This window comes from Flavihumibacter sp. (assembly GCF_036676075.1).
Taxonomy (GTDB): Bacteria; Bacteroidota; Bacteroidia; order Chitinophagales; family Chitinophagaceae; genus Flavihumibacter.
Genome location: NZ_JAKFDQ010000007.1, coordinates 902,750 through 922,024 on the forward strand (window position 1 = coordinate 902,750; position 19,275 = coordinate 922,024).

Here is a 19,275-nt window from a genome sequence, read left to right on the forward strand (position 1 = left end):
TCTTCCCTATTAATCATGCCCGGAGATTCATTATACCTCAATACTAAGAGTAAGGCCCTGAACAGCTATGATGCCATCATTGTAGGATCCGGTATCAGCGGAGGCTGGGCGGCAAAGGAGCTCTGTGAAAAAGGACTAAAAGTATTATTACTTGAGCGGGGCAGTCCTGTTGAACATCCCAATTATCCAACGGCAACAAAAGATCCCTGGGATTTTGCACACCGCGGACAATTAACGCCGGCTGATAAAGAAATACATTCCATACAGAGCCGGCATTATTCTATCAGGGAAGACAACAAACATTTTTACATTAACGATAAGGAGAATCCCTATAAAGAAATCAAGCGATTTGACTGGATCAGGGGAGATATTGTAGGAGGACGTTCGTTGCTATGGGCGAGGGCCTGCTACAGATGGAGTGACCTCGATTTTGAAGCTAATGCAAATGATGGGTATGGAGTTGACTGGCCAATACGTTATCGCGACCTTGCGCCATGGTATGATTATGTTGAATCATTTATAGGAGTGAGTGGAAATAGGGATGGCATACCACATTTACCCGACGGCCCTTTTCAACCACCATTTGAAATGAATAAGGTGGAGAAGTATTTTAAAGAGAAAACAGAAGCCAGCTTTAAAAACAGAAAAGTGATCATTGGCAGAACGGCCAATCTTACCCAGGCGGTAAAAGGCAGGGGTATTTGCCAGGCGAGGAATCTTTGCCACCGCGGTTGCCCTTACGGAGCCTATTTCAGCACTAATGCCAGTACCCTGCCGGCGGCGCATGATACAGGAAATCTGACCATCAGGCCTTTTTCACTTGTGAACAAGGTAGTTTATGATGATAAAAACCAAAGAGCGAGCGGGGTGGAAGTGATCGATACAGAAACAGGACGGGTAGAAGAGTTTTCTGCGAGGATCATTTTCCTGAATGCTGCTACAGTAGCCACAACTGCCATTCTATTGAATTCCATTTCAAGCCGCTTTCCCAATGGCCTGGGAAATGGAAGTGACCAGGTTGGTCGCAACCTCATGGATCATCACAAGGGCATTTCCATTATTGGTTCTATTGAGGGGTTTGAGGACAGTTATTATGCAGGCAGAAGGCCTACCAGTATTTATATACCCCGCTTCAGCAATGCTACTGAAGAAAATAAGAATTTCCTGCGGGGATATCATTTTGGTGGAGGCGCATACAGGGGCAGGACTTCAGCAGATGGTATTGGTGCGGAATTAAAAGAGAGTCTTTCTGTTCCCGGAGGCTGGCAGATGAGCCTCTATGCTTTTGGCGAATGTTTACCTTATGAGGATAACCGCATCAGCCTTGATTATTCCACCAAAGACCGCTTTGGCAGACCAATGATTGCTATAGACTGCAACTTCAGGGAAAATGAAAATAAAATGCATGCTGATATAAAGGAGAGAGGAAAAGAAATGCTCGAGACAGCAGGCTTTTCTAATGTTAAGGTGAATGGAAGCATTTCTTTTCCCGGAAATGCCAATCATGAAATGGGTACTGCCAGGATGGGACGCGATCCCCGCAGTTCTGTTTTAAATGCGTTCAATCAGATGCACGAAGTTCCCAATGTTTATATTACAGATGGCTCCTGCATGACCTCAGGCTCATGCGTGAACCCATCGTTAACCTATATGGCCCTGACGGCAAGAGCCTGTGATCATGCGGTGAGCGAATTGAAGAAAAGAAATATTTAGAACTTTAAATCAGCACAGTAATCATTTGACCAACCAGAGATTCAGTTGCTTTTTCTTCTTCCGAAGGTTGCCGGTCATTAATTGTGTTTGCGGTAGTAATCTTCAAGCGTATACAAGGTTTTCGCGGCGTCAGCAGATTTTCCAAACGCGATGAACCATTCCTTACTTCATTATCCAATAAACCCTGGAACAAGCCAAAGCCCAGCAAAACAAAATGTTTGAGGGAAAACAGGCGGATCATATAATTGATTTATTGGTTAAAATTATTGTTTACAGTTTTCCGCAATCTTGTCAAGCAGTTCCTTAGCCTGTTCAATTGCTGAATCATCCAGATGCTGAAGTGCTTTCCTTCTATTACTTGCTACTACAGGTTGTAAGGCTTTCAGCACTTCTTTACCTTTTGCAGTAATTGTTATCTGTGTCATCCTCCTGTCGGTCTGGTGAGTGGAGCGATCGAGATATCCGTTTTTTACCAGCAGTTCAATGATCCTAGTAACCGACGCATTGTCTTTGAATACGCTTTCTGCCAGATCCTGCTGCTTGATACCCGGATTTTCCAGCAATGATTTCATCACCAGCCATTGGTCGATGGTAATATCAAAACCCTTATCCCTGATCTGCTTCTGTGCGTACTGTCTGTACGCCCTGATGGCCCTGTCTATACTATAAAAAATCACATTGCTCAGCTTACTATCTCCATTCTTTTTAATTGACATACCCATATTTGATATATCAAAGATAATATAATTACTAAAATCATCAAATATTTCAGCTGGTTTTAGGGATTTATTGTAAGACGGTATCTATGATGGCCTTGGACACGTATGGCAGGAAGTGCTTTCGATCGGGATAATTGCCCGGCTCGTTTGTAAATACATTGATGCCGGAAAAATCGTGAAGGTTGGATCCGAAAACATATTCAAGTATCTTCCTGTCAGCGGGGTGGAATTTCATCTGGTCGTACAGGGGAGTAATGATAATATAATATTTTGCCTGGTGTTTTTCAAGAATGCTTTTGATACTGTTGAGGGTTTCCACCTCGTAAGGCGATATCTGCTTTGCCAGATAGGATTGGGCTGCAGGTCGTGCATAGAGGAAGCCTGTTCGCTTGAGTGAATCTATCAGTTCAAGATGTGCCTGGTCAGTTCTTGTATTACCATAATGCCTTAAAACACTATCTGTACAAATATGGCTATGGTCATTGGTAACAGGATCGGATTCCCAATTTGGAAAGATCTCCCCGCTAACAGGGAAACCGAAGAGTATCTTTAGTTTATCCCAATCCATGGTTGACATATACCCCCAATAATGTTTGTAATACCAGATATACTTATTCTGACCGGTAATAAGGTAATGGTCATGTTGGCTACCTCTACCATCCTCTTTAAAGCTGTTATCAGAATCGATATAAATAAATATGTTATCTAGCTTATATCCCCTCGCATCAAGGAACTTTAATTTAGCATTGACGCCACCGATCGTTTCATTCCAGTTGGCATAATGGAAGAATTTTGCGCCTTGAATTTTCTCCTGTCCATAGCAGGCGTATAAGCCTGTGGAACGGCTGCTCCCAAAAATGAAGGAGTTATAATTCGGTGGGTTGTGAAGAAGTTTCTTTGTTGATATATCACCGAGTGATTGAAAAAAATACTTCCATGAATAGTTTTTGTGTTTCCCAAAATCCTGGTATACATCCCGCTTAACGTAAAGTATGCTCAGAAAGATAAACCCCAGAGCGGGAATGATCATAAATATCAATATACGTTTGATGAGGCTCCTCATTGTCAGAATTGGAAATAAATGAATTGTTGCTGGGTTTGGGAGGCAGCAAAATAAAAAATAAGTGTACCGAACACATAATAGGTGGCCCATCTCACTGGTCGGGGCCAGTGAAGTCCCATATCTGCAATAGCGAATTGATTTTCCCTTCCAATCCATTCAATAATCAGGAAAATTATCAATAAAATCAGCAAGGAAACGGGCCAGATTTCAGGAACGGTGAAAATTGTTGTGGAGAATATACCAGCAATATAACTCAATGCCTCCGTGAGGTTTTCTGCCCTGAAAAATATCCATGCAAACACGGTTAATGCGAAGGTGAGAACCATGGAAAGAAATTCGCGCCCGGAAGGAATTAATTTTCCCTGTGCAACAGTATCGAGGTTATTCCGGTTTGTCTTGAAAAGTATGGAGGGCATTATAAAAAGGGCATTTAATAACCCCCATACTATAAATGTCCAGTTAGCTCCATGCCAGAAGCCACTAACTATAAAGATGATAAAAGTATTACGTACGCGCATCCAGTTACCTCCTTTGCTTCCCCCCAGTGGTATATAAAGATAGTCCCGGAACCATGTCGAGAGGGAAATATGCCAACGACGCCAGAACTCTGCAATATCTCGCGAAAAATAGGGGAAGGAAAAATTCCGCAGCAATTCGATCCCGAATAATCTGGCTGTTCCCAGTGCTATGTCAGAATAACCTGAAAAGTCACCATAAATCTGGAAGGCAAAGAATATAGCACCCAAAACCAGAGTACTTCCGGAGTAATCCCCTGCATTGTTAAAGATCATATTTGCATATTCTGCGCATTGGTCAGCGATCACCACTTTCTTAAACAATCCCCATAAAATTTGTCGGAGTCCATCTACTGCTTTAGTATAGTCAAAACTGCGTTTTGATTTAATCTGCGGAAGGAGGTGTGTTGCTCTTTCAATTGGCCCGGCAACCAATAAGGGGAAGAAACTTACAAAGACGGCATAATCAATAAAATTTCTTTCTGCCGGAATACGGTTCTTGTAAATATCTATAACATATGATAATCCATGGAAGGTATAGAAGGAAATACCTACTGGCAAGATCACTTCAAGGGTAAAAGGACTGACCTTCAGGCCAAACGCTGAAACGGCCTCCGAAAATGAGGTGGCAAAAAAATTATAATATTTAAAAATGCCAAGAAATCCCAGATTAACAATTATACTTAACCAGAACCAGAATTTTTTTGCACGTTCCGTTGGTGCATCAGACATCTTGAGACCGGTAAAATAATCCAGTAATGTTGAAAAAATCAATAGGAAAAGAAAGCGCCAGTCCCAGCATGCGTAAAAGAAATAGCTTGAAACAAGCAAGAGCATATTTTGAAGCTTCAAACTTTTGTTTGTCACAAACCAATAGAGAATCAGAACTATGGGTAGGAATACGGCAAAATTTAAAGAGTTGAAAAGCATTGAGGTAGAGGTAAGGTTGCTGAGAACGGATTTTAACGGTGAATATAAATTGAGGTGTAAAATAAGTAAATAAAAACCGGCCTTACAATAGGCGCTAATCCATTTCCTCAATAGTGTATCGCCGTACCCTTGTCAGCCTTATTACAGGCCGAAACAGGTATCCTTCAGGAGGTAATAATTTGGACTATATTGCACAAATAATAATATACCCAATTTAAGTTTCGGATAGCTGTATGGATAAAGAGAGCGGAAAGAAGGAAGCATTGTTTCAAATAGATACTATTGAAAATGCTTTGTCGGGAGGAGGAATAGGATTGTGGAAATATCACCCCAGTGATAGGGTAATCCATTTGAATTCAGAAGCCGCGGTCTTGTTTGGACAGTCCTACGCGGTTAATCTTTCTTTAGAAGATTTTGTTTTACTTATTGAATCCGGTTATCGTCAACCCTTTCAGGATAAGCTTGAACGGTTCTGCACCCGGAATGGCAGCAATATTTTTCATTTTCAATTATATGCAGAGGAATGCAAAGAGCATCAGAAAAGATGCATGCTGGAGCTGAGGGGAAAAATAAAATTTGATTCTGATGGAAGAGTGAATGAGTTTTCGGGTGTAGCTCTTGAAGTTCCTGAGCCGGAGCCGCGAAAATATTTTCCTGCTGGCGTCCCCGATCCGGGATCGCCGGATCTCAGGAAAACGCTGGCGCAGCGCGATTCCATTTTTGTAGCCATCCTTGACAGTTCCCCAACAGGCCTATGGTTGTCGGATGAAGACGGCAATATCATTTTTCTCAACAGAACCTTGCAGGAATGGACGGGAATGGAAATGAAAGATTTGCTGGGAACTGGCTGGGCAAATGCTATCATTGAAGAGGACCGTGATAAGAGTGCAGCTGCATTTGCCCATGCTGTAGCCACCAGAAGTCACTACGACGTAGTATTCCGGATCAGGAAAGGAGATGGGAATATCATCTGGTGCCGGGCTGCCGGTGATCCATACTATCACCACAATGGCGAATACGCTGGTTTTGTTGGATATTGTATGGATCTCAATGAACTGATCAGCGGGCGGGAGGCAGTAAAACAGAGTGAGTCGAGGTTTCGAAGCATAGTTGAGCAGGCACCTATGGCAATTGGCCTTTTGAAAGGAAGAGAAATGATCGTAGAGATCTGTAATGACCGCATCTTAGAGGTTTGGGGGAAGGACAGGAATATCATCGGAAGGGAATTGCTTGATGCTTTGCCGGAGATCCGTGAACAGGGATTCATGGAACTCCTGCAACATGTATATGATAGCGGTGAGCCCTATTACGGCTATAGTGTTCTGGCAATGCTGGAAAGAAAAGGCATATTAGAGGCATCCTATTTCGATTTTGTATATACACCAATTCGGGATGTCTTCAATAATATAACAGGTGTTATGGTATTGGCCACAGATGTTACCCGCCAGGTAATGGCCAAGAAATCGATCGAAGAGAGTGAAGCTAAATTTCGCGGACTTATTGAAGAAGCTCCCTTTGCTACTGCTGTTTACAGGGGAAGAGAGCTTATTATAGATATGGCCAATGATGCAATGATTCAGCTTTGGGGAAAAAACAAGTCTGTTATCGGAATGCCGCTTGACGTTGCACTACCCGAACTTGAGGGACAACCCTTCTTTGATCTTTTACAAAATGTACTATCAACCGGAGTGCCATATCATGCACAGGAGCAGCGTGCCGATCTTATTGTGAACGGAGTACTCAGAAGCTTCTATTTCAATTTCACCTATAAGCCTTTAAAGAATATCCAGGGTGAGGTCTATGCCATTTTGAATATGGCGGTAGACATCACAGAACAATTTCTTGCCCGCAGGAAAGTAGAAGAAGCTGAGCTGGCCTTAAGGGGTGCAGTAGAGCTGGCCGATTTAGGCACCTGGAGCTTTGACGTGAAGAGCAATAATTTCCATTTGTCAGAAAGATTAGCCGGATGGATGGGCTATGAAAGGGAAATGAATGCAACCCAGGCTTTTGATTCGGTTGCTGAAGAAGATAAAGAGAGGATCATCAAAGGGATTGGTCTTGCCCTTAGTGAGGAATCGGGTGGATTATTTGATGATGAGTACCAGGTTTTAAACCGAAACACGGGGGAAAGGAGGATTCTTCATGCACAGGGAAAAACAATTTTTAATGATGAGGGAGAAGCTTTAAAAATAACCGGAACTGCCCAGGATGTTACACGGCAGCGTGAGATCCAGGGGAGCCTGGAGGCAGAGGTATATCAGCGAACGGAAGAACTGGCGGCAGCAATCGAGGAACTGCAGGCAACCAATGAAGAACTAGCTGAATCCAATATACAGTTGTCGCGTTCAAACGAAGAATTGGCTCAATATGCCTATGTTGCAAGCCATGATCTTCAGGAACCACTAAGGAAGATCCGCCTCTTTAGCGATATGCTTAAGAATAAAACTAGATCGCCCGAAGACCAGCGTATAGTAATTGAGAAGATCAATAATTCAGCAGAACGGATGTCGACATTGATCCAGAGCTTACTTGAATTTTCCCGTCTTCTCAAATCAGACAATTTAATGCAACAGGTGGATATCCAGTCCACCCTTGACAAAGTCATAACAGACTTTGAACTGGCCATCTCTGAAAAGAATGCAGTTGTTCGGGTAGGAAAACTTCCTGTAATAGAGGCTATCGGGTTGCAGATGAATCAGCTGTTCTACAATTTGTTCAGCAATGCCTTAAAATTCACTGTAGCCCATCGTATTCCGGAGATTTCGATCACTGCTGAAATCACCGGGCGAAAGGAAGCAGAAAAACTAACGGGCATTGAATTATTTCATGAAAATTTTCATCACTTTCGATTCATTGACAATGGAATTGGCATAGAACCAGAATATCGCGACCAGATTTTTGAAGTATTCCGGAAACTACATGCCCGCGATTTGTACCAGGGATCAGGCATCGGACTCTCCATTTGCAGACGAATCATTACCAATCACAACGGGATAATCTTCGTGGAATCCGTTCCCGGCCAATTTACATGTTTTCATATCCTATTGCCAATCACCAACCGGCCATAAGCAGTAATAATGTCAGAAGGGGCGGCATCGGCTAATAAATATTAATTTTAAGAAAGGCAACCCTATGATCGCTTGATCCGTATTGATATTTTACAAGCATGGATTTAGCTGACACACCGGAGCAAATCTTACAAGACCTCATAAAGGGTTGTATTGCACTGGAGCGCCAAAGCCAGAAATGTTTCTACGAACAATTCTATGGCTATGCGTTTACAGTATGCCACCGCTTTATATCACATGAAGAAGAGACCGTAGAAGTGATCAATGACGGATTTCTGAAAATATTCAGGGAGATCCGGCATTTCAAACCCATGCATAAAACCCTTACTGATTCCCTGAAAGCATGGATCCGAAGAATTTTCATCAACACGTCGATCGACCACCTACGTAAGCATAGGCTGATTACAATTGAATTGAATGATGTAACCAGTTTACAGAATGGCGGCTCACTGCCAGCTACTGTAATGGATAATTTATCACACAAAGAATTAATGGCCATGGTAAGCAGGCTGAGTACAGCATACCGGCTCGTTTTCAACTTGTTTGTTATTGATGGATATACCCATGAGGAGATTGGGGCACTGCTGCATATATCACCCGGAACTTCCAAATCAAATCTTGCAAAAGCGAGGGTGAACCTTCAAAAGATGATCATTAAAGAAAAAAAGTTAGAGAAAGCGTATGGCAGAAGAGCAATATAATAAGTTGGACGAACTATTCCGCCAGGCCGCTGAAACACCTGGCCCACCCGCCTCTCCCGAGGCGTGGGAGAAAATGAATACCCTCCTGGAGGCGGAGGAGAAAAAAAGGCGTAGGATCTTTTTCTGGTGGTGGATACCTATATTAATCGGCATTGCAATAGGTGGATATCTTGCTCTTCCAGATATTAAAACATATACTAAAATTCATTCGGTTAAATTAAAGACCGAACCAGCAACAACTGAAATAAGTGGAATAGAGAAAAGAGAAATAAATGCTGTTAGTGTGATCAAACCAGAACAAGATGAGAGTCCACTACAGGGAACAGATTATAAGCAGGGCAATGCTATACTTGAGCCCGATATTAATGATGAAAATAAAATCGGGATATCAAACAGTACCAATACAAACAAAACATTTCATCAAACGGATAAAAGAAATCCTGGAGAAATTAATCGCCGTGCAATAACTGAAGCAACCAATTCACCCTTAGAACCATCAACAGTAATACTGCACACGCCTTTTGCAAAAAAATCTTCATTTGAATATCCCGAAAAGATCAATGATGGTGCCGGCACAAAAATATCTCCCGACAAAACAGATAAAGCTGAGCAGGCACCAAAGGATCTCCCCTTCTATTTATATGGAAGTACCGGACCTGAAGTTTCAGGGGTAAATGGGAAAGGAAAGATCCGGTTCGGCATGGGTATGGGAATCGGTATGAAACTATCCAGGAGCCTCTTCATACAAGCTGGTATTATAAATACAAACAAAGTTTATAGTGCGGATGGTTCCCATTATTATCCGAAACCCGGATCATATTATGATAATGAAAACCTGAAAATTCAGCATGTTGATGCCGACTGTAATATTATTGAGATCCCTCTCCAGTTAGGCATGAATATTATTCAGCGAAAGCGCAATTCGATATTCGTAATGGCTGGAATAACTGCCTCAATTATGCAAAAGGAATTTTACAAATACCAGTATACCCGTTATGGCGTTCCGGCTGAATCCGAATATACATACCGCACAAAATCATTTGAACCGGTAACAGGGGCTGGAATATCAGTGGGATATCAAAGAAAAATCAACTCAAGACTGGTTGTACAATTGAATCCATACTACAATTTCCCTCTGAATGGAATTGGGGAAGGGCGTGTAGAAATAAGTTCCGCAGGTATACAGGCTGGATTGCGTTATAATTTTAATCTGTTTAAATAAAAGGATTTTTCTTACACAAGGCAACCCCATAGCCTATTGATACGATTGGATTAGCAGAAATACTGTTAATGACAAAACATAAATCCCGAATCCTTCTGTCCATAATGATACTGTTGCTAATGGCTATTGCAATTGGCGCGGGTTACTTGTTATACGAATACAGGAAATTGTCACCAGACCTTACTGGAAAGAAAGCAGATTTTTCTATGAGTGCAAAAAAGCTTGCAGAAGAATTCCATCTCAACGAAACTATTGCCGCGCAAAATTACACGGGTAAGATCCTTGAGGTATCGGGCCCGGTCAAAGAAATAAATAGTGAAGAAGATCTGCTGATCCTGGGTGATTCAAGCTACCCTTTGATGATAAGCTGTGCATTAAAACCCGGGAGTGAAAAACTTATCAGCCATGAAGTTATGCAGGTAAATGTTGTGGTACGTGGAGTTTGCACAGGTTATCTCCTTGATGTTCAGCTAAACAATGGCGTTATAATCAACAAAAACTGACCTGGTGAAACGAATAGTTATTTTAATATACGCCTGCCTTATTAATTTTTGTGTGAATGGTCAGAAACTAATTACGCGCACAGCGAGTATTAGTTTTTATTCTGATGCGCCGCTGGAAAAGATAAGAGCAACCAACAGGCAGGGAGTATGCCTTTTAGATATAAACACCAATACAATTGAAGCCGCTGTTCTAATGAGGGGTTTCGAGTTCAGGAAGGCTCTCATGCAGGAACATTTTAATGAAAATTATGTGGAAAGTCATCGCTTTCCAAAGGCACAGTTTAAGGGGATGATCAGTAGCGGACATCCACACTGGACAACCGATGGAAGTTATGATGTGCTGTTGGAAGGAAACCTCACGATTCATGGCGAAACAAGACCTGTGAGTATTCCGGCAAGTATCAGGTTAAATAAAGGAATTGTTTCAGCACTTGCGGAATTTACAATCAATGTGGATGATTATAAGATCCGCATTCCTGCCCTGGTGGCCGACAATATTAATAAGAAGATCAGGATAAATATTGATACCGGTAATTTACATTAACTGCAACGAACATGAAAACGATACAAGCCTTACTGTATGTGTTATTTCTGGCGATCTTCCCTTCATCCATGTCAGCCGTGATGGCACAAGATCAAAATTCTACCCTCGATGAATTGGTTGACAGTATTCCGCATAATGAAAAAATAAGCCAGGCATTCTATTCTACAAGAGTAATCCAATCACAGTCTGTTGAAATGTTACACAAAGGAAATCTGGACGTAAGGATACTCCATCGTTTCGGTCAGGTAAACAATGGTATCAAGGAATTCTTTGGTCTTGATGACGCATCCATGCGAATGGGCCTTGACTTTGGAATAACTGATAATCTTACCATTGGGGTGGGCAGAAGCAGCTTCCGGAAAGAATATGATCTTCTCATAAAGCTGCGACCGGTACAACAGCAGGTCGGTAAAAAGAACATCCCCTTTTCGCTCGTACTTGCGGGTGGCACTATGATCCGAACCGCAGATGAGATCAGCCTGAGCGGATATAAGGCTGATGCAGGTGATCGCTTGTCTTACTATGTGCAGCTACTAATAGGCCGGAAATTCAGCAACAGGTTTTCCTTACAGCTAATCCAAACCCTTCTTCATATGAATTATGTGAATGATGGTATAATGGACAATACCATTTATGCCCTCGGTGCAGGAGCCCGTTTAAAACTAACAAAGCGACTTGCACTCACCTTTGATTACAACCATAATTTTTCAAAAGCAGAAACCTATTATCAACCCCTGGGTATAGGGCTGGATATTGAAACCGGCGGACATGTATTCCAACTTCATTTCAGCAATGCTGTGGGGATGAACGAAAGGGCTTACCTGGCCGACACAACCGATGATTTCTGGAAGGGAGAAATCCGGTTCGGCTTTAACTTAAGCAGAATGTTCCAGACAGGAAGAAAATAAGCGAGCTTAGTGTATTTAATACACATTCTATGTACCTTAGCCATTCAACCTTTGCTCACCGGATAAAATGGCTAAAATGAAAAAACCACTTGCCTTATTAGCAATAACCCTGTTGCTAATCACCAGTATTTTTGCCCAAACCATTCAATCACCTGATGGACAGTTAGAATGTATTTTTGAATTAAAGGATAGTATCCCATACTATTCCCTTTCTTACAAGGGCAAGCCCGTTCTCAACAACAGCAAATTGGGATTGACCATTGCAAATGGTCCATCTTTTAAAACAGGATTTATAAGTAAGGATCCCAAAACTTCGAGTTTTAGTGAAACCTGGAATCCCGTATTAGGAGAAGTGAAATCCATTCTAAATAACTATAATGAATTATCCGTTACACTCTCACAGCCTTCACATAACCGTGAAATTCTTGTTCGCTTCCGCCTCTTCAATGATGGACTTGGATTCCGTTATGAATTTCCACAGCAGAAAAACCTCAACTATTTCGTAATTAAAGAAGAGGAAACAAGTTTCTCGCTAAATGGTGACCATAAAGCATGGTGGATACCCGGCGACTATGATACCGAGGAATACAATTACACAACTTCCCAGCTTTCGGAAGTTCCGTCATTATTTGATAAAAGCTATGACGGCAATGCTTCGCAAACTATTGTTCCGATGGCATTACAAACACCCCTGATGCTTAAATCAGGTGATGGTGTTTATATCAATATTCATGAAGCGGCCCTGGTTGGTTATGCAGCCATGCATGTAGAGCTTGATCCGAAAAGCTATACCTTAAAATCGCACCTCACACCTGATGCACAGGGTAATAAAGGATATATACAGACTCCGTTCAACACCCCATGGCGCACCATTGTTGTGGCTGATAAGGCGGAAAAGATCCTTGCCTCCAAACTAATCCTCAACCTGAATGAACCATCGAAGATCGCAAGCCCAGATTGGATCAAACCGGTTAAATATGTTGGGGTATGGTGGCAGATGTTTTGTCCCGGTCAGGGCTCCTGGAATTATACTGACATTGACAATGTTCACCTGGGGATCACCGATTATAAAAATTTACCTCCCAATAAGACGCATGCTGCTAATAATACCAATGTAAAAAAATACATAGACTTCGCAGCCCGCCATGGTTTTGACGCGGTGTTGGTTGAAGGATGGAATGAAGGTTGGGAAGACTGGTTTGGCAAATCAAAGGAGTTTGTATTCGACTTTGTTACACCCTATCCTGATTTTGATCCAAAGATGCTCAATATATATGCGCAGCAAAAGGGAGTGAAACTCATCATGCACCACGAAACATCTTCTTCTGTAACCAATTACGAGCGGTGGATGGATACTGCATATCGTTTCATGGTAAATCATGGTTACAATGCAGTCAAAAGTGGCTACGTTGGCAATATCATACCAAGGGGTGAACATCATTACAGCCAGTGGATGATAGATCATTTCAACAGGGCTATAACAAAGGCCGCACAATATGGAATCATGGTGAATTCACATGAATCAGTTCACCCAACCGGTTTGAACAGAACCTGGCCTAATGCCATTGCGGCAGAGGCAGCAAGAGGTACTGAATATGAAACATTCGGCGGTAATAATCCCGACCACACCACTATTCTTCCATTTACGAGGTTAATGGGCGGACCAATGGACTATACCCCCGGAATCTTCCAAACCCGTCTTGACTATTACCAGCCCGGCGATACCCGTTATGTGAAAACGACCCTTGTGAAACAGATGGCATTATATGTTACCATGTATAGTCCCCTTCAGATGGCAGCAGATATCATTGAAAACTATGAACGTTTCCCTGATGCTTTTCAGTTTATCAAGGATGTGGCTGCCGACTGGGATGATACCAGGATATTAAGTGCTGAGCCCGGCGACCATATTATTATAGCAAGAAAAGCAAAAGGAAAAGATGATTGGTTCATTGGTGGCATCACAGATGAAAACCCCAGAACATCCGATGTTGAGCTAAGTTTTCTTGACCCCAATGAAAATTATATTGCTACCATTTATGAGGATGGGAAGGATGCCCACTATATTACAAATCCGCAGAAATACAATATCCGAAAACTGGCTGTAACCAATAAGGCGAAGTTGCAGCAAAAGATGGCTGCCAGTGGTGGTTTTGCTATAAGCATTAAGAAAGCGAGCAGGGAAGAGATAAACAATCTCAAAAAAAGAAAGCGGAATTGATATTGCAGTTCAGCTATCCCATCCCAGATGCCGCTCTTTAAGGGTGGCATTTTTATTTTTTTAAGTTTTTGTAATAATTATTAAACCTCTGCATCCAAATAGAAAACACACCATGAAAAATATACTTATCCTTTTCGTATGCCTTTTTTCTATACAGATTTGCAGGGCCCAGGATCCCGCTTTTACCGTGGAAGTATCCGGTAAGGGCAAGCCGGTCATCCTGATACCTGGATACAGTTGCAGCGGGGAGGTTTGGAAGGAAACCGTGAATCATCTTAAAGACAGGTTTGAATGCCATGTGATAACCATTGCCGGGTATGCCGGAGTACCGGCCGTGGATGCACCTATACTTGAAAAGGTAAAGCAGGAGCTTATCAATTATGTACAAACGAAAAACCTTGTGCGCCCCGTATTGATTGGACATAGCCTTGGTGCTTTTATGAGTTTGTGGGCCAGCAGCGAAGCACCGGCACTGTTTGGAAAGGTTATCTGCGTTGATGGGCTCCCGTTTGTTTCGGCACTTGCAGATCCTAAAGCAAATGCCGATTCCCTTAAGAAAAATCCCATGTATGATACTGCAATGGTGGTCAAAAATTTTCAACGTTTACCCGATTCAGGATATGTGGAGATGATGACAAAGGCCATGTTGATGCAGGTTCGGGATACATCGCGGGCAAGGCAGATCGCTACCTGGCAGTTCAACAGTAATCGTCGTACGCTGGCGCTCTCTATTATTGAAATGGCCACTACCGACCTCCGCTCTGCCATTGCTTCCATCCGTCAGCCAGTGCTTGTATTGGGAAGTATTTACCAGACAAAGGAAAACAGTTATAAATTACTTCATGAACAATACCAGAACGTTCCTGATAAAACCATCGTGGTTGCCGATAGTAAACATTTTATCATGTATGATGAGCCTGTATGGTTCTACAGCCAGATCGATTCCTTCCTAAAATAAAGAAGCTGTCGCCATGAACCAACAGCGAGAAGAATTTGACCAGCTTTACAGAGATTATTCACCCGGCATAAGAAAGCTATGCCTTGGTTATACCGGTGATGCTGCCCAGGCAGAAGACCTTTTACAGGAAAGCTTTATTGCGGTATGGAATAATATGCACCGGTTTCGGGGCGATTCAAAATGGAGTACCTGGATATATCGTATAGCGGTTAATACCTGTCTTTCCTATTTAAGAAAACAAAAGCTGAAGACGGTAGAGATAGATGATCATCCACTTGGAGATATAGCAGAGGAAACGGACCAGAAGGAGCAGCAGGTGCAATTGTTATACAAATGCATCAGTAAGTTACCCGAAGCGGAAAGGCTTATAATTTCAATGGTGTTGGAAGACCGGCCCTATGAGGAGATCGCGGAGATCCTGAACCTGACAGAGAATAATCTAAGAGTAAAGATTCACCGGATCAAAAAACAACTAACCGAAATCTATAATAGTTATGCAAGACTTTGATGCACTTAAAGAGATGTGGGATAAAGCCGATGACAAAAACACCGGCAATGCTCCTCGTGCAACTGGCCTAAGCAGCATGAGTAAAAGTCACAAACAAAAACTCGAGCGCCAGCAGATCGGGGCCAGCATCATGCTTTGTATCACTGGATTTGTGATCCTTGCTATGGCAATATTCGGCAACTTCCGATTTGAATGGATGATAACCTATATAGCCATGTTCATGATGACTGCAGTATGTTGGGCGCAATCGGTGATCCTGTTCTTTAACTGGAAGAAGATACGCAGCATTGATGAAACGCATCCTCCCCGCCAACACCTTCAAGAATGGGAAACATATTATGCTTTTCGGAAAAAGCAACTAAAATGGAATGGTCCACTATACTTTATTGCACTTAACCTGGCAATGGGCATGTACTTCATTGAGATATTCAGGGGAAGGCCAGTCATGAATATAATCATCTTCGTTGCTGCTTATGTTGCATGGATGTTGTTTGCCTACTTATACCTGGGAAAGAAAAACCTGCGTAAGGAAGAATCACAACTTATGGCTATCATCCAAAACCTTAAGGCCCTGGAAGAACAATTCTAAAAGTATTTCAAATTAAACGAGTAAATACAAGAACATTGCAGCTAACGCGCCAACAACTGTATTGAGGAAATTAACCGCATTATTTCCTATCAATGATTTTCTTTCAAGGGCAGCCCCCAGAATAGAATCAGTGAGATTACCCAGGGTGCCTGCAACTATGATCAAAAAAAAATGGATACTCCAGCCCATTCCGGCCACATACAATGCAGCGATGATGCTACTGCCAATAATTCCGAATATCAGGCCTTCAATACTCACTACGCCGTTCTCGCCGCGTTCATCATTGCGAAACGAAACTATATTATAGAATTTCTTCCCATACACTGTGCCTAGTTCTGAAGAAATGGTATCGGCGGTGGCTGAAGAAAAACTTCCGGCAATCATTAGTTGAAATAGAGGACGGTACTCTTCCATCCAAAATGCCATTAATCCAAGCAGCCCTGCAACCAAACCATTAGCAGCTACCTGCGAGGTTGTCCTTAGCCCCTTAATCTTTTCCCCTACCCCTAATGATTGCTTTAATTCCTGTTTCCAGGATGTAGCCAGCACTGCAAGCACAAAAAAGCTTCCCATAATGAGAATGCCTGTCCACCCTGCCCCTGCAAATATTCCTCCCGCAATAGCAGCACCAGCCGCGGCTGCCGGCAGCGTAAGTTTTCTGAATACTACAGATCCTATTACACCCGCACCTAAAACAGCAATGAGAACGATGATCTCAGTATACATAATAGCTTATTGCATTAATACCAGGAGGTGGTTTTGTTTTACCTCGGCCGGTCTGAAACATTCAGCCCGAATGTTTTAGATGGATGGGCTCCCATTTCAATTGTCATATCACCTCCGGAAACAATATCACGGTGAAGTATATATGATTTTGTATATGGCCTGCCATTAAGCAGTATCTTTTGAATATAGTTATTTTTCCTGCCCTGGTTCAATACCCGGATATTGAATCGCCGGTTCTGGCCAACATTGATGGTAGCTTCCTTGATGATGGGCGAGCCAAATACATACTGCCCGTTAGCTGGGTTTACAGGATAAAATCCAATAGCAGAGAGCACATACCAGGCCGACATCTCACCAGCATCTTCATTACCGCAGATGCCATCGGGCCTGTCAGTATAAAAAGTATCCATCACCTGTCGTATACGATCCGCTCCCTTCCATGGCTGCCCTGCATAATTATACAGATACGGGATATGGTGGTTGGGTTCATTACCATGTGCATACTGTCCGATCATTCCCGAAATATCAGGAGAGGCATCTGCATTGAGTCCTGCAGCCGGTACCGTAAACAATGAATCCAACTTATTTAAAAAAAGCTTGTCGCCTCCAAATAAACTGATCAGTCCGGGTACATCATGCGGCACCAGCCAGGTGTATTGCCAGCCATTTCCTTCACAGTAGTCATTCTGCCTGTGGGCTGCATTAAAGGGGTTAAAGGGGGTTCGCCACTGATCTACGGATAGTCTTCCACGCATATGACCTGTAGAACGGTCGAAATATTGATTATATAATTTTGAACGCTCACTGAAATATTTGTGATCATCCATTTTTCCCATATCCTTTGCCATCTGTGCAATACACCAATCCGAAATAGCGTATTCCTGTGCCTTCGCTACCGATTCAACAACACTATCGGCGGGAATAAACTGCATCTTTTGCAGGTACTGAATGCCATCGCTTTGCTGCATCGCCGAATGGCGTACTGCTTCATACGCCAGCTTGATATCATAGTTGCGGTAACCTTTCAGGTATGCATCAACGATAATGGGCACGGCAGGATATCCTACCATGGTATTGGTTTCGTTGCCCTGAAGGTGCCATACCGGCAACTTGCCTTGTTGTTTATAAATTTCAAGGAAGCTTCGGATCTGATCATTCACCTTTTCGGGATGGATGATGGTCATGAGCGGATGCAAACCGCGGTAGGTATCCCACAATGAATAAATGGTATGGTTATGGAACCCCGGATCCGTATAAACTTTTTTATCAGTGCCGCGGTATTCTCTTGTCACATCATTAAAAACAGAAGGAAAGAAAAGTGTATGATAGAGCGATGTGTAAAATATCTTCTTTACTTTCTCATCAGCGTCAATAACTATTTTGCTTAACTCGCCGTTCCATTTTTCTTCTGCTGCTGAAAGGGCTTTATCAAAATCCCAATGCGGGATCTCTACTTCTATGTTGGCAAGCGCATTTTCAGGGCTTACCGGCGACAATCCAACTTTAATTTTCACGATGGCATCTTTTGATAGATCCAGGTAGAGCAATGCTTTCAAACGCTTGTTCTGCGCCTCGTTACCTTCCAGTTTTAGGGTATCCTCATAAAGCTCCATACGCTTAACTCCTGTTGAAAGCCTCATGGCAAAAAATACCCGCTGGTCTTTTGCCCAACCACTCGAAAACCGATATCCAAGGAATGTTGAATCATCCAGTTGACGGAAATAAGTATTAGTAGCAGCATCCCATCCCATCCCGAACGATAGATCAACGAGGAGGTGGGCATTATCTGTTTTCCCGAAATGGTACTCATGAAATCCAACCCTCGCAGATGTTGTAAGACGCACATCTACATTGTATTTATCCAAATGAACACTATAGAAACCGGGACTGCATTTTTCCTTTTCGTGGGAGAAACCGGATCCATAACCACTATTCATGTTGTTGAACTTTGCGGGCCTTAACATGGCTTTCCCATTAGCGGGAAGTACCAGGATATCATTCAGGTCGCCAATGCCGGTTCCGCTGAGATGGGTATGGGTAAAGCCAAGAATCTCCTTACTAATATAGTTGTAACCACTGCACCAATCCCAGCCGTTGAACTTGTCCCATGTTTGCATAATGTTTGATGGACCCAACTGAACAGCGCCATAGGGCACATTAGCACCCAGGAAAACATGCCCGTGACCAGCTGTTCCAATGAAAGGATCAACATGTTTCAAAATATCGGGGCCTGAACCTGCAGTTTGTGCCGATACAGAAATGCGCAAAAATGGGAGCATTAACAGCAAACAGGACCATTTAAAGGCCCTTGATACAGATAGATGACTCATATGAAAAATTTTCTTATCTCTTATCCAAACCGGAAAATTACAGCTACCCTGATATAA

At 42.6% G+C, this 19,275-nt stretch carries 17 protein-coding genes; 11 read left to right on the plus strand and 6 right to left on the minus strand.

Going from position 1 to position 19,275, the window contains the following annotated elements:
* Positions 1 to 15 precede the first annotated feature (15 nt).
* The gene (locus V6M43_RS06725) at positions 16 to 1,713 is read left to right on the plus strand and encodes a GMC family oxidoreductase (protein WP_332733564.1); all 1,698 of its coding nucleotides are present in this window, start codon (positions 16 to 18) and stop codon (positions 1,711 to 1,713) included.
* Positions 1,714 to 1,717: 4 nt separating this feature from the next.
* Here the strand turns inward: V6M43_RS06725 and V6M43_RS06730 are convergent, their stop codons facing one another.
* The 4 genes from V6M43_RS06730 to V6M43_RS06745 all read right to left on the minus strand — a co-directional run bounded on the left by V6M43_RS06730 (position 1,718) and on the right by V6M43_RS06745 (position 4,847).
* Positions 1,718 to 1,954, minus strand: coding sequence for a hypothetical protein (locus V6M43_RS06730; RefSeq protein WP_332733566.1), 237 nt, complete (start codon positions 1,952 to 1,954; stop codon positions 1,718 to 1,720).
* 22 nt (positions 1,955 to 1,976) lie between these two features.
* Complete coding sequence (locus V6M43_RS06735; RefSeq protein ID WP_332733568.1) at positions 1,977 to 2,429, minus strand: MarR family winged helix-turn-helix transcriptional regulator; 453 nt, start codon at positions 2,427 to 2,429, stop codon at positions 1,977 to 1,979.
* A 70-nt stretch (positions 2,430 to 2,499) separates the two neighbouring features.
* Positions 2,500 to 3,462, minus strand: a complete 963-nt coding sequence (locus tag V6M43_RS06740) for a hypothetical protein (protein ID WP_332733570.1) — start codon at positions 3,460 to 3,462, stop codon at positions 2,500 to 2,502.
* 35 nt (positions 3,463 to 3,497) lie between these two features.
* A complete protein-coding gene (locus V6M43_RS06745; RefSeq protein ID WP_332733572.1) occupies positions 3,498 to 4,847 on the minus strand; it encodes an MBOAT family O-acyltransferase in 1,350 nt (449 codons plus the stop codon).
* Between the two features lie 326 nt (positions 4,848 to 5,173).
* Between V6M43_RS06745 and V6M43_RS06750 the strand changes: the two genes are divergently transcribed.
* The 10 genes from V6M43_RS06750 (at position 5,174) to V6M43_RS06795 (ending at position 16,162) form a co-directional block, all read left to right on the plus strand.
* Entirely contained in the window at positions 5,174 to 8,008 is a 2,835-nt protein-coding gene (locus tag V6M43_RS06750; protein WP_332733574.1) for a PAS domain-containing sensor histidine kinase, read from the plus strand.
* Positions 8,009 to 8,106: 98 nt separating this feature from the next.
* Positions 8,107 to 8,709 carry an RNA polymerase sigma factor gene (locus V6M43_RS06755; RefSeq protein ID WP_332733576.1) on the plus strand — a complete coding sequence of 201 codons (603 nt, stop codon included), beginning with the start codon at positions 8,107 to 8,109 and terminating at the stop codon, positions 8,707 to 8,709.
* Entirely contained in the window at positions 8,690 to 9,931 is a 1,242-nt protein-coding gene (locus V6M43_RS06760) for a hypothetical protein (RefSeq protein WP_332733578.1), read from the plus strand. Before V6M43_RS06755 ends, V6M43_RS06760 begins: the two co-directional genes overlap by 20 nt.
* Positions 9,932 to 9,999: 68 nt before the next feature.
* On the plus strand, positions 10,000 to 10,434 hold the full coding sequence (locus V6M43_RS06765; RefSeq protein WP_332733580.1) for an OB-fold protein: 435 nt from the start codon (positions 10,000 to 10,002) through the stop codon (positions 10,432 to 10,434).
* A gap of 4 nt (positions 10,435 to 10,438) precedes the next feature.
* The gene (locus V6M43_RS06770) at positions 10,439 to 10,978 is read left to right on the plus strand and encodes a YceI family protein (protein WP_332733582.1); all 540 of its coding nucleotides are present in this window, start codon (positions 10,439 to 10,441) and stop codon (positions 10,976 to 10,978) included.
* An 11-nt stretch (positions 10,979 to 10,989) separates the two neighbouring features.
* Positions 10,990 to 11,886: a DUF5777 family beta-barrel protein gene (locus V6M43_RS06775; protein WP_332733583.1), complete on the plus strand. Its 897-nt coding sequence runs from the start codon at positions 10,990 to 10,992 to the stop codon at positions 11,884 to 11,886.
* A gap of 76 nt (positions 11,887 to 11,962) precedes the next feature.
* Entirely contained in the window at positions 11,963 to 14,107 is a 2,145-nt protein-coding gene (locus V6M43_RS06780) for a glycoside hydrolase family 97 protein (RefSeq protein ID WP_332733584.1), read from the plus strand.
* A 112-nt stretch (positions 14,108 to 14,219) separates the two neighbouring features.
* On the plus strand, positions 14,220 to 15,065 hold the full coding sequence (locus V6M43_RS06785; RefSeq protein ID WP_332733586.1) for an alpha/beta fold hydrolase: 846 nt from the start codon (positions 14,220 to 14,222) through the stop codon (positions 15,063 to 15,065).
* Positions 15,066 to 15,078: 13 nt separating this feature from the next.
* Positions 15,079 to 15,573 carry an RNA polymerase sigma factor gene (locus V6M43_RS06790; RefSeq protein WP_332733588.1) on the plus strand — a complete coding sequence of 165 codons (495 nt, stop codon included), beginning with the start codon at positions 15,079 to 15,081 and terminating at the stop codon, positions 15,571 to 15,573.
* Entirely contained in the window at positions 15,560 to 16,162 is a 603-nt protein-coding gene (locus V6M43_RS06795; RefSeq protein ID WP_332733590.1) for a hypothetical protein, read from the plus strand. The genes V6M43_RS06790 and V6M43_RS06795 overlap by 14 nt, the downstream gene beginning before the upstream one ends.
* A gap of 12 nt (positions 16,163 to 16,174) precedes the next feature.
* Here the strand turns inward: V6M43_RS06795 and V6M43_RS06800 are convergent, their stop codons facing one another.
* A complete protein-coding gene (locus V6M43_RS06800) occupies positions 16,175 to 16,888 on the minus strand; it encodes a DUF92 domain-containing protein (protein WP_332733592.1) in 714 nt (237 codons plus the stop codon).
* A gap of 38 nt (positions 16,889 to 16,926) precedes the next feature.
* On the minus strand, positions 16,927 to 19,218 hold the full coding sequence (locus V6M43_RS06805) for a GH92 family glycosyl hydrolase (protein ID WP_332733593.1): 2,292 nt from the start codon (positions 19,216 to 19,218) through the stop codon (positions 16,927 to 16,929).
* Between the last annotated feature and the right edge of the window lie 57 nt (positions 19,219 to 19,275).

Coding starts and splice junctions, on each gene's coding strand:
- V6M43_RS06750 (WP_332733574.1), top strand. CDS start 5,174: ATGGATAAAGAGAGCGGAAAGAAGGAAGCATTGTTTCAAATAGATACT.
- V6M43_RS06775 (WP_332733583.1), top strand. CDS start 10,990: ATGAAAACGATACAAGCCTTACTGTATGTGTTATTTCTGGCGATCTTC.
- V6M43_RS06755 (WP_332733576.1), top strand. CDS start 8,107: ATGGATTTAGCTGACACACCGGAGCAAATCTTACAAGACCTCATAAAG.
- V6M43_RS06780 (WP_332733584.1), top strand. CDS start 11,963: ATGAAAAAACCACTTGCCTTATTAGCAATAACCCTGTTGCTAATCACC.
- V6M43_RS06805 (WP_332733593.1), bottom strand. CDS start 19,218: ATGAGTCATCTATCTGTATCAAGGGCCTTTAAATGGTCCTGTTTGCTG.
- V6M43_RS06760 (WP_332733578.1), top strand. CDS start 8,690: ATGGCAGAAGAGCAATATAATAAGTTGGACGAACTATTCCGCCAGGCC.
- V6M43_RS06795 (WP_332733590.1), top strand. CDS start 15,560: ATGCAAGACTTTGATGCACTTAAAGAGATGTGGGATAAAGCCGATGAC.
- V6M43_RS06785 (WP_332733586.1), top strand. CDS start 14,220: ATGAAAAATATACTTATCCTTTTCGTATGCCTTTTTTCTATACAGATT.
- V6M43_RS06740 (WP_332733570.1), bottom strand. CDS start 3,462: ATGATCATTCCCGCTCTGGGGTTTATCTTTCTGAGCATACTTTACGTT.
- V6M43_RS06745 (WP_332733572.1), bottom strand. CDS start 4,847: ATGCTCTTGCTTGTTTCAAGCTATTTCTTTTACGCATGCTGGGACTGG.
- V6M43_RS06725 (WP_332733564.1), top strand. CDS start 16: ATGCCCGGAGATTCATTATACCTCAATACTAAGAGTAAGGCCCTGAAC.
- V6M43_RS06730 (WP_332733566.1), bottom strand. CDS start 1,954: ATGATCCGCCTGTTTTCCCTCAAACATTTTGTTTTGCTGGGCTTTGGC.
- V6M43_RS06765 (WP_332733580.1), top strand. CDS start 10,000: ATGACAAAACATAAATCCCGAATCCTTCTGTCCATAATGATACTGTTG.
- V6M43_RS06790 (WP_332733588.1), top strand. CDS start 15,079: ATGAACCAACAGCGAGAAGAATTTGACCAGCTTTACAGAGATTATTCA.
- V6M43_RS06735 (WP_332733568.1), bottom strand. CDS start 2,429: ATGTCAATTAAAAAGAATGGAGATAGTAAGCTGAGCAATGTGATTTTT.
- V6M43_RS06800 (WP_332733592.1), bottom strand. CDS start 16,888: ATGTATACTGAGATCATCGTTCTCATTGCTGTTTTAGGTGCGGGTGTA.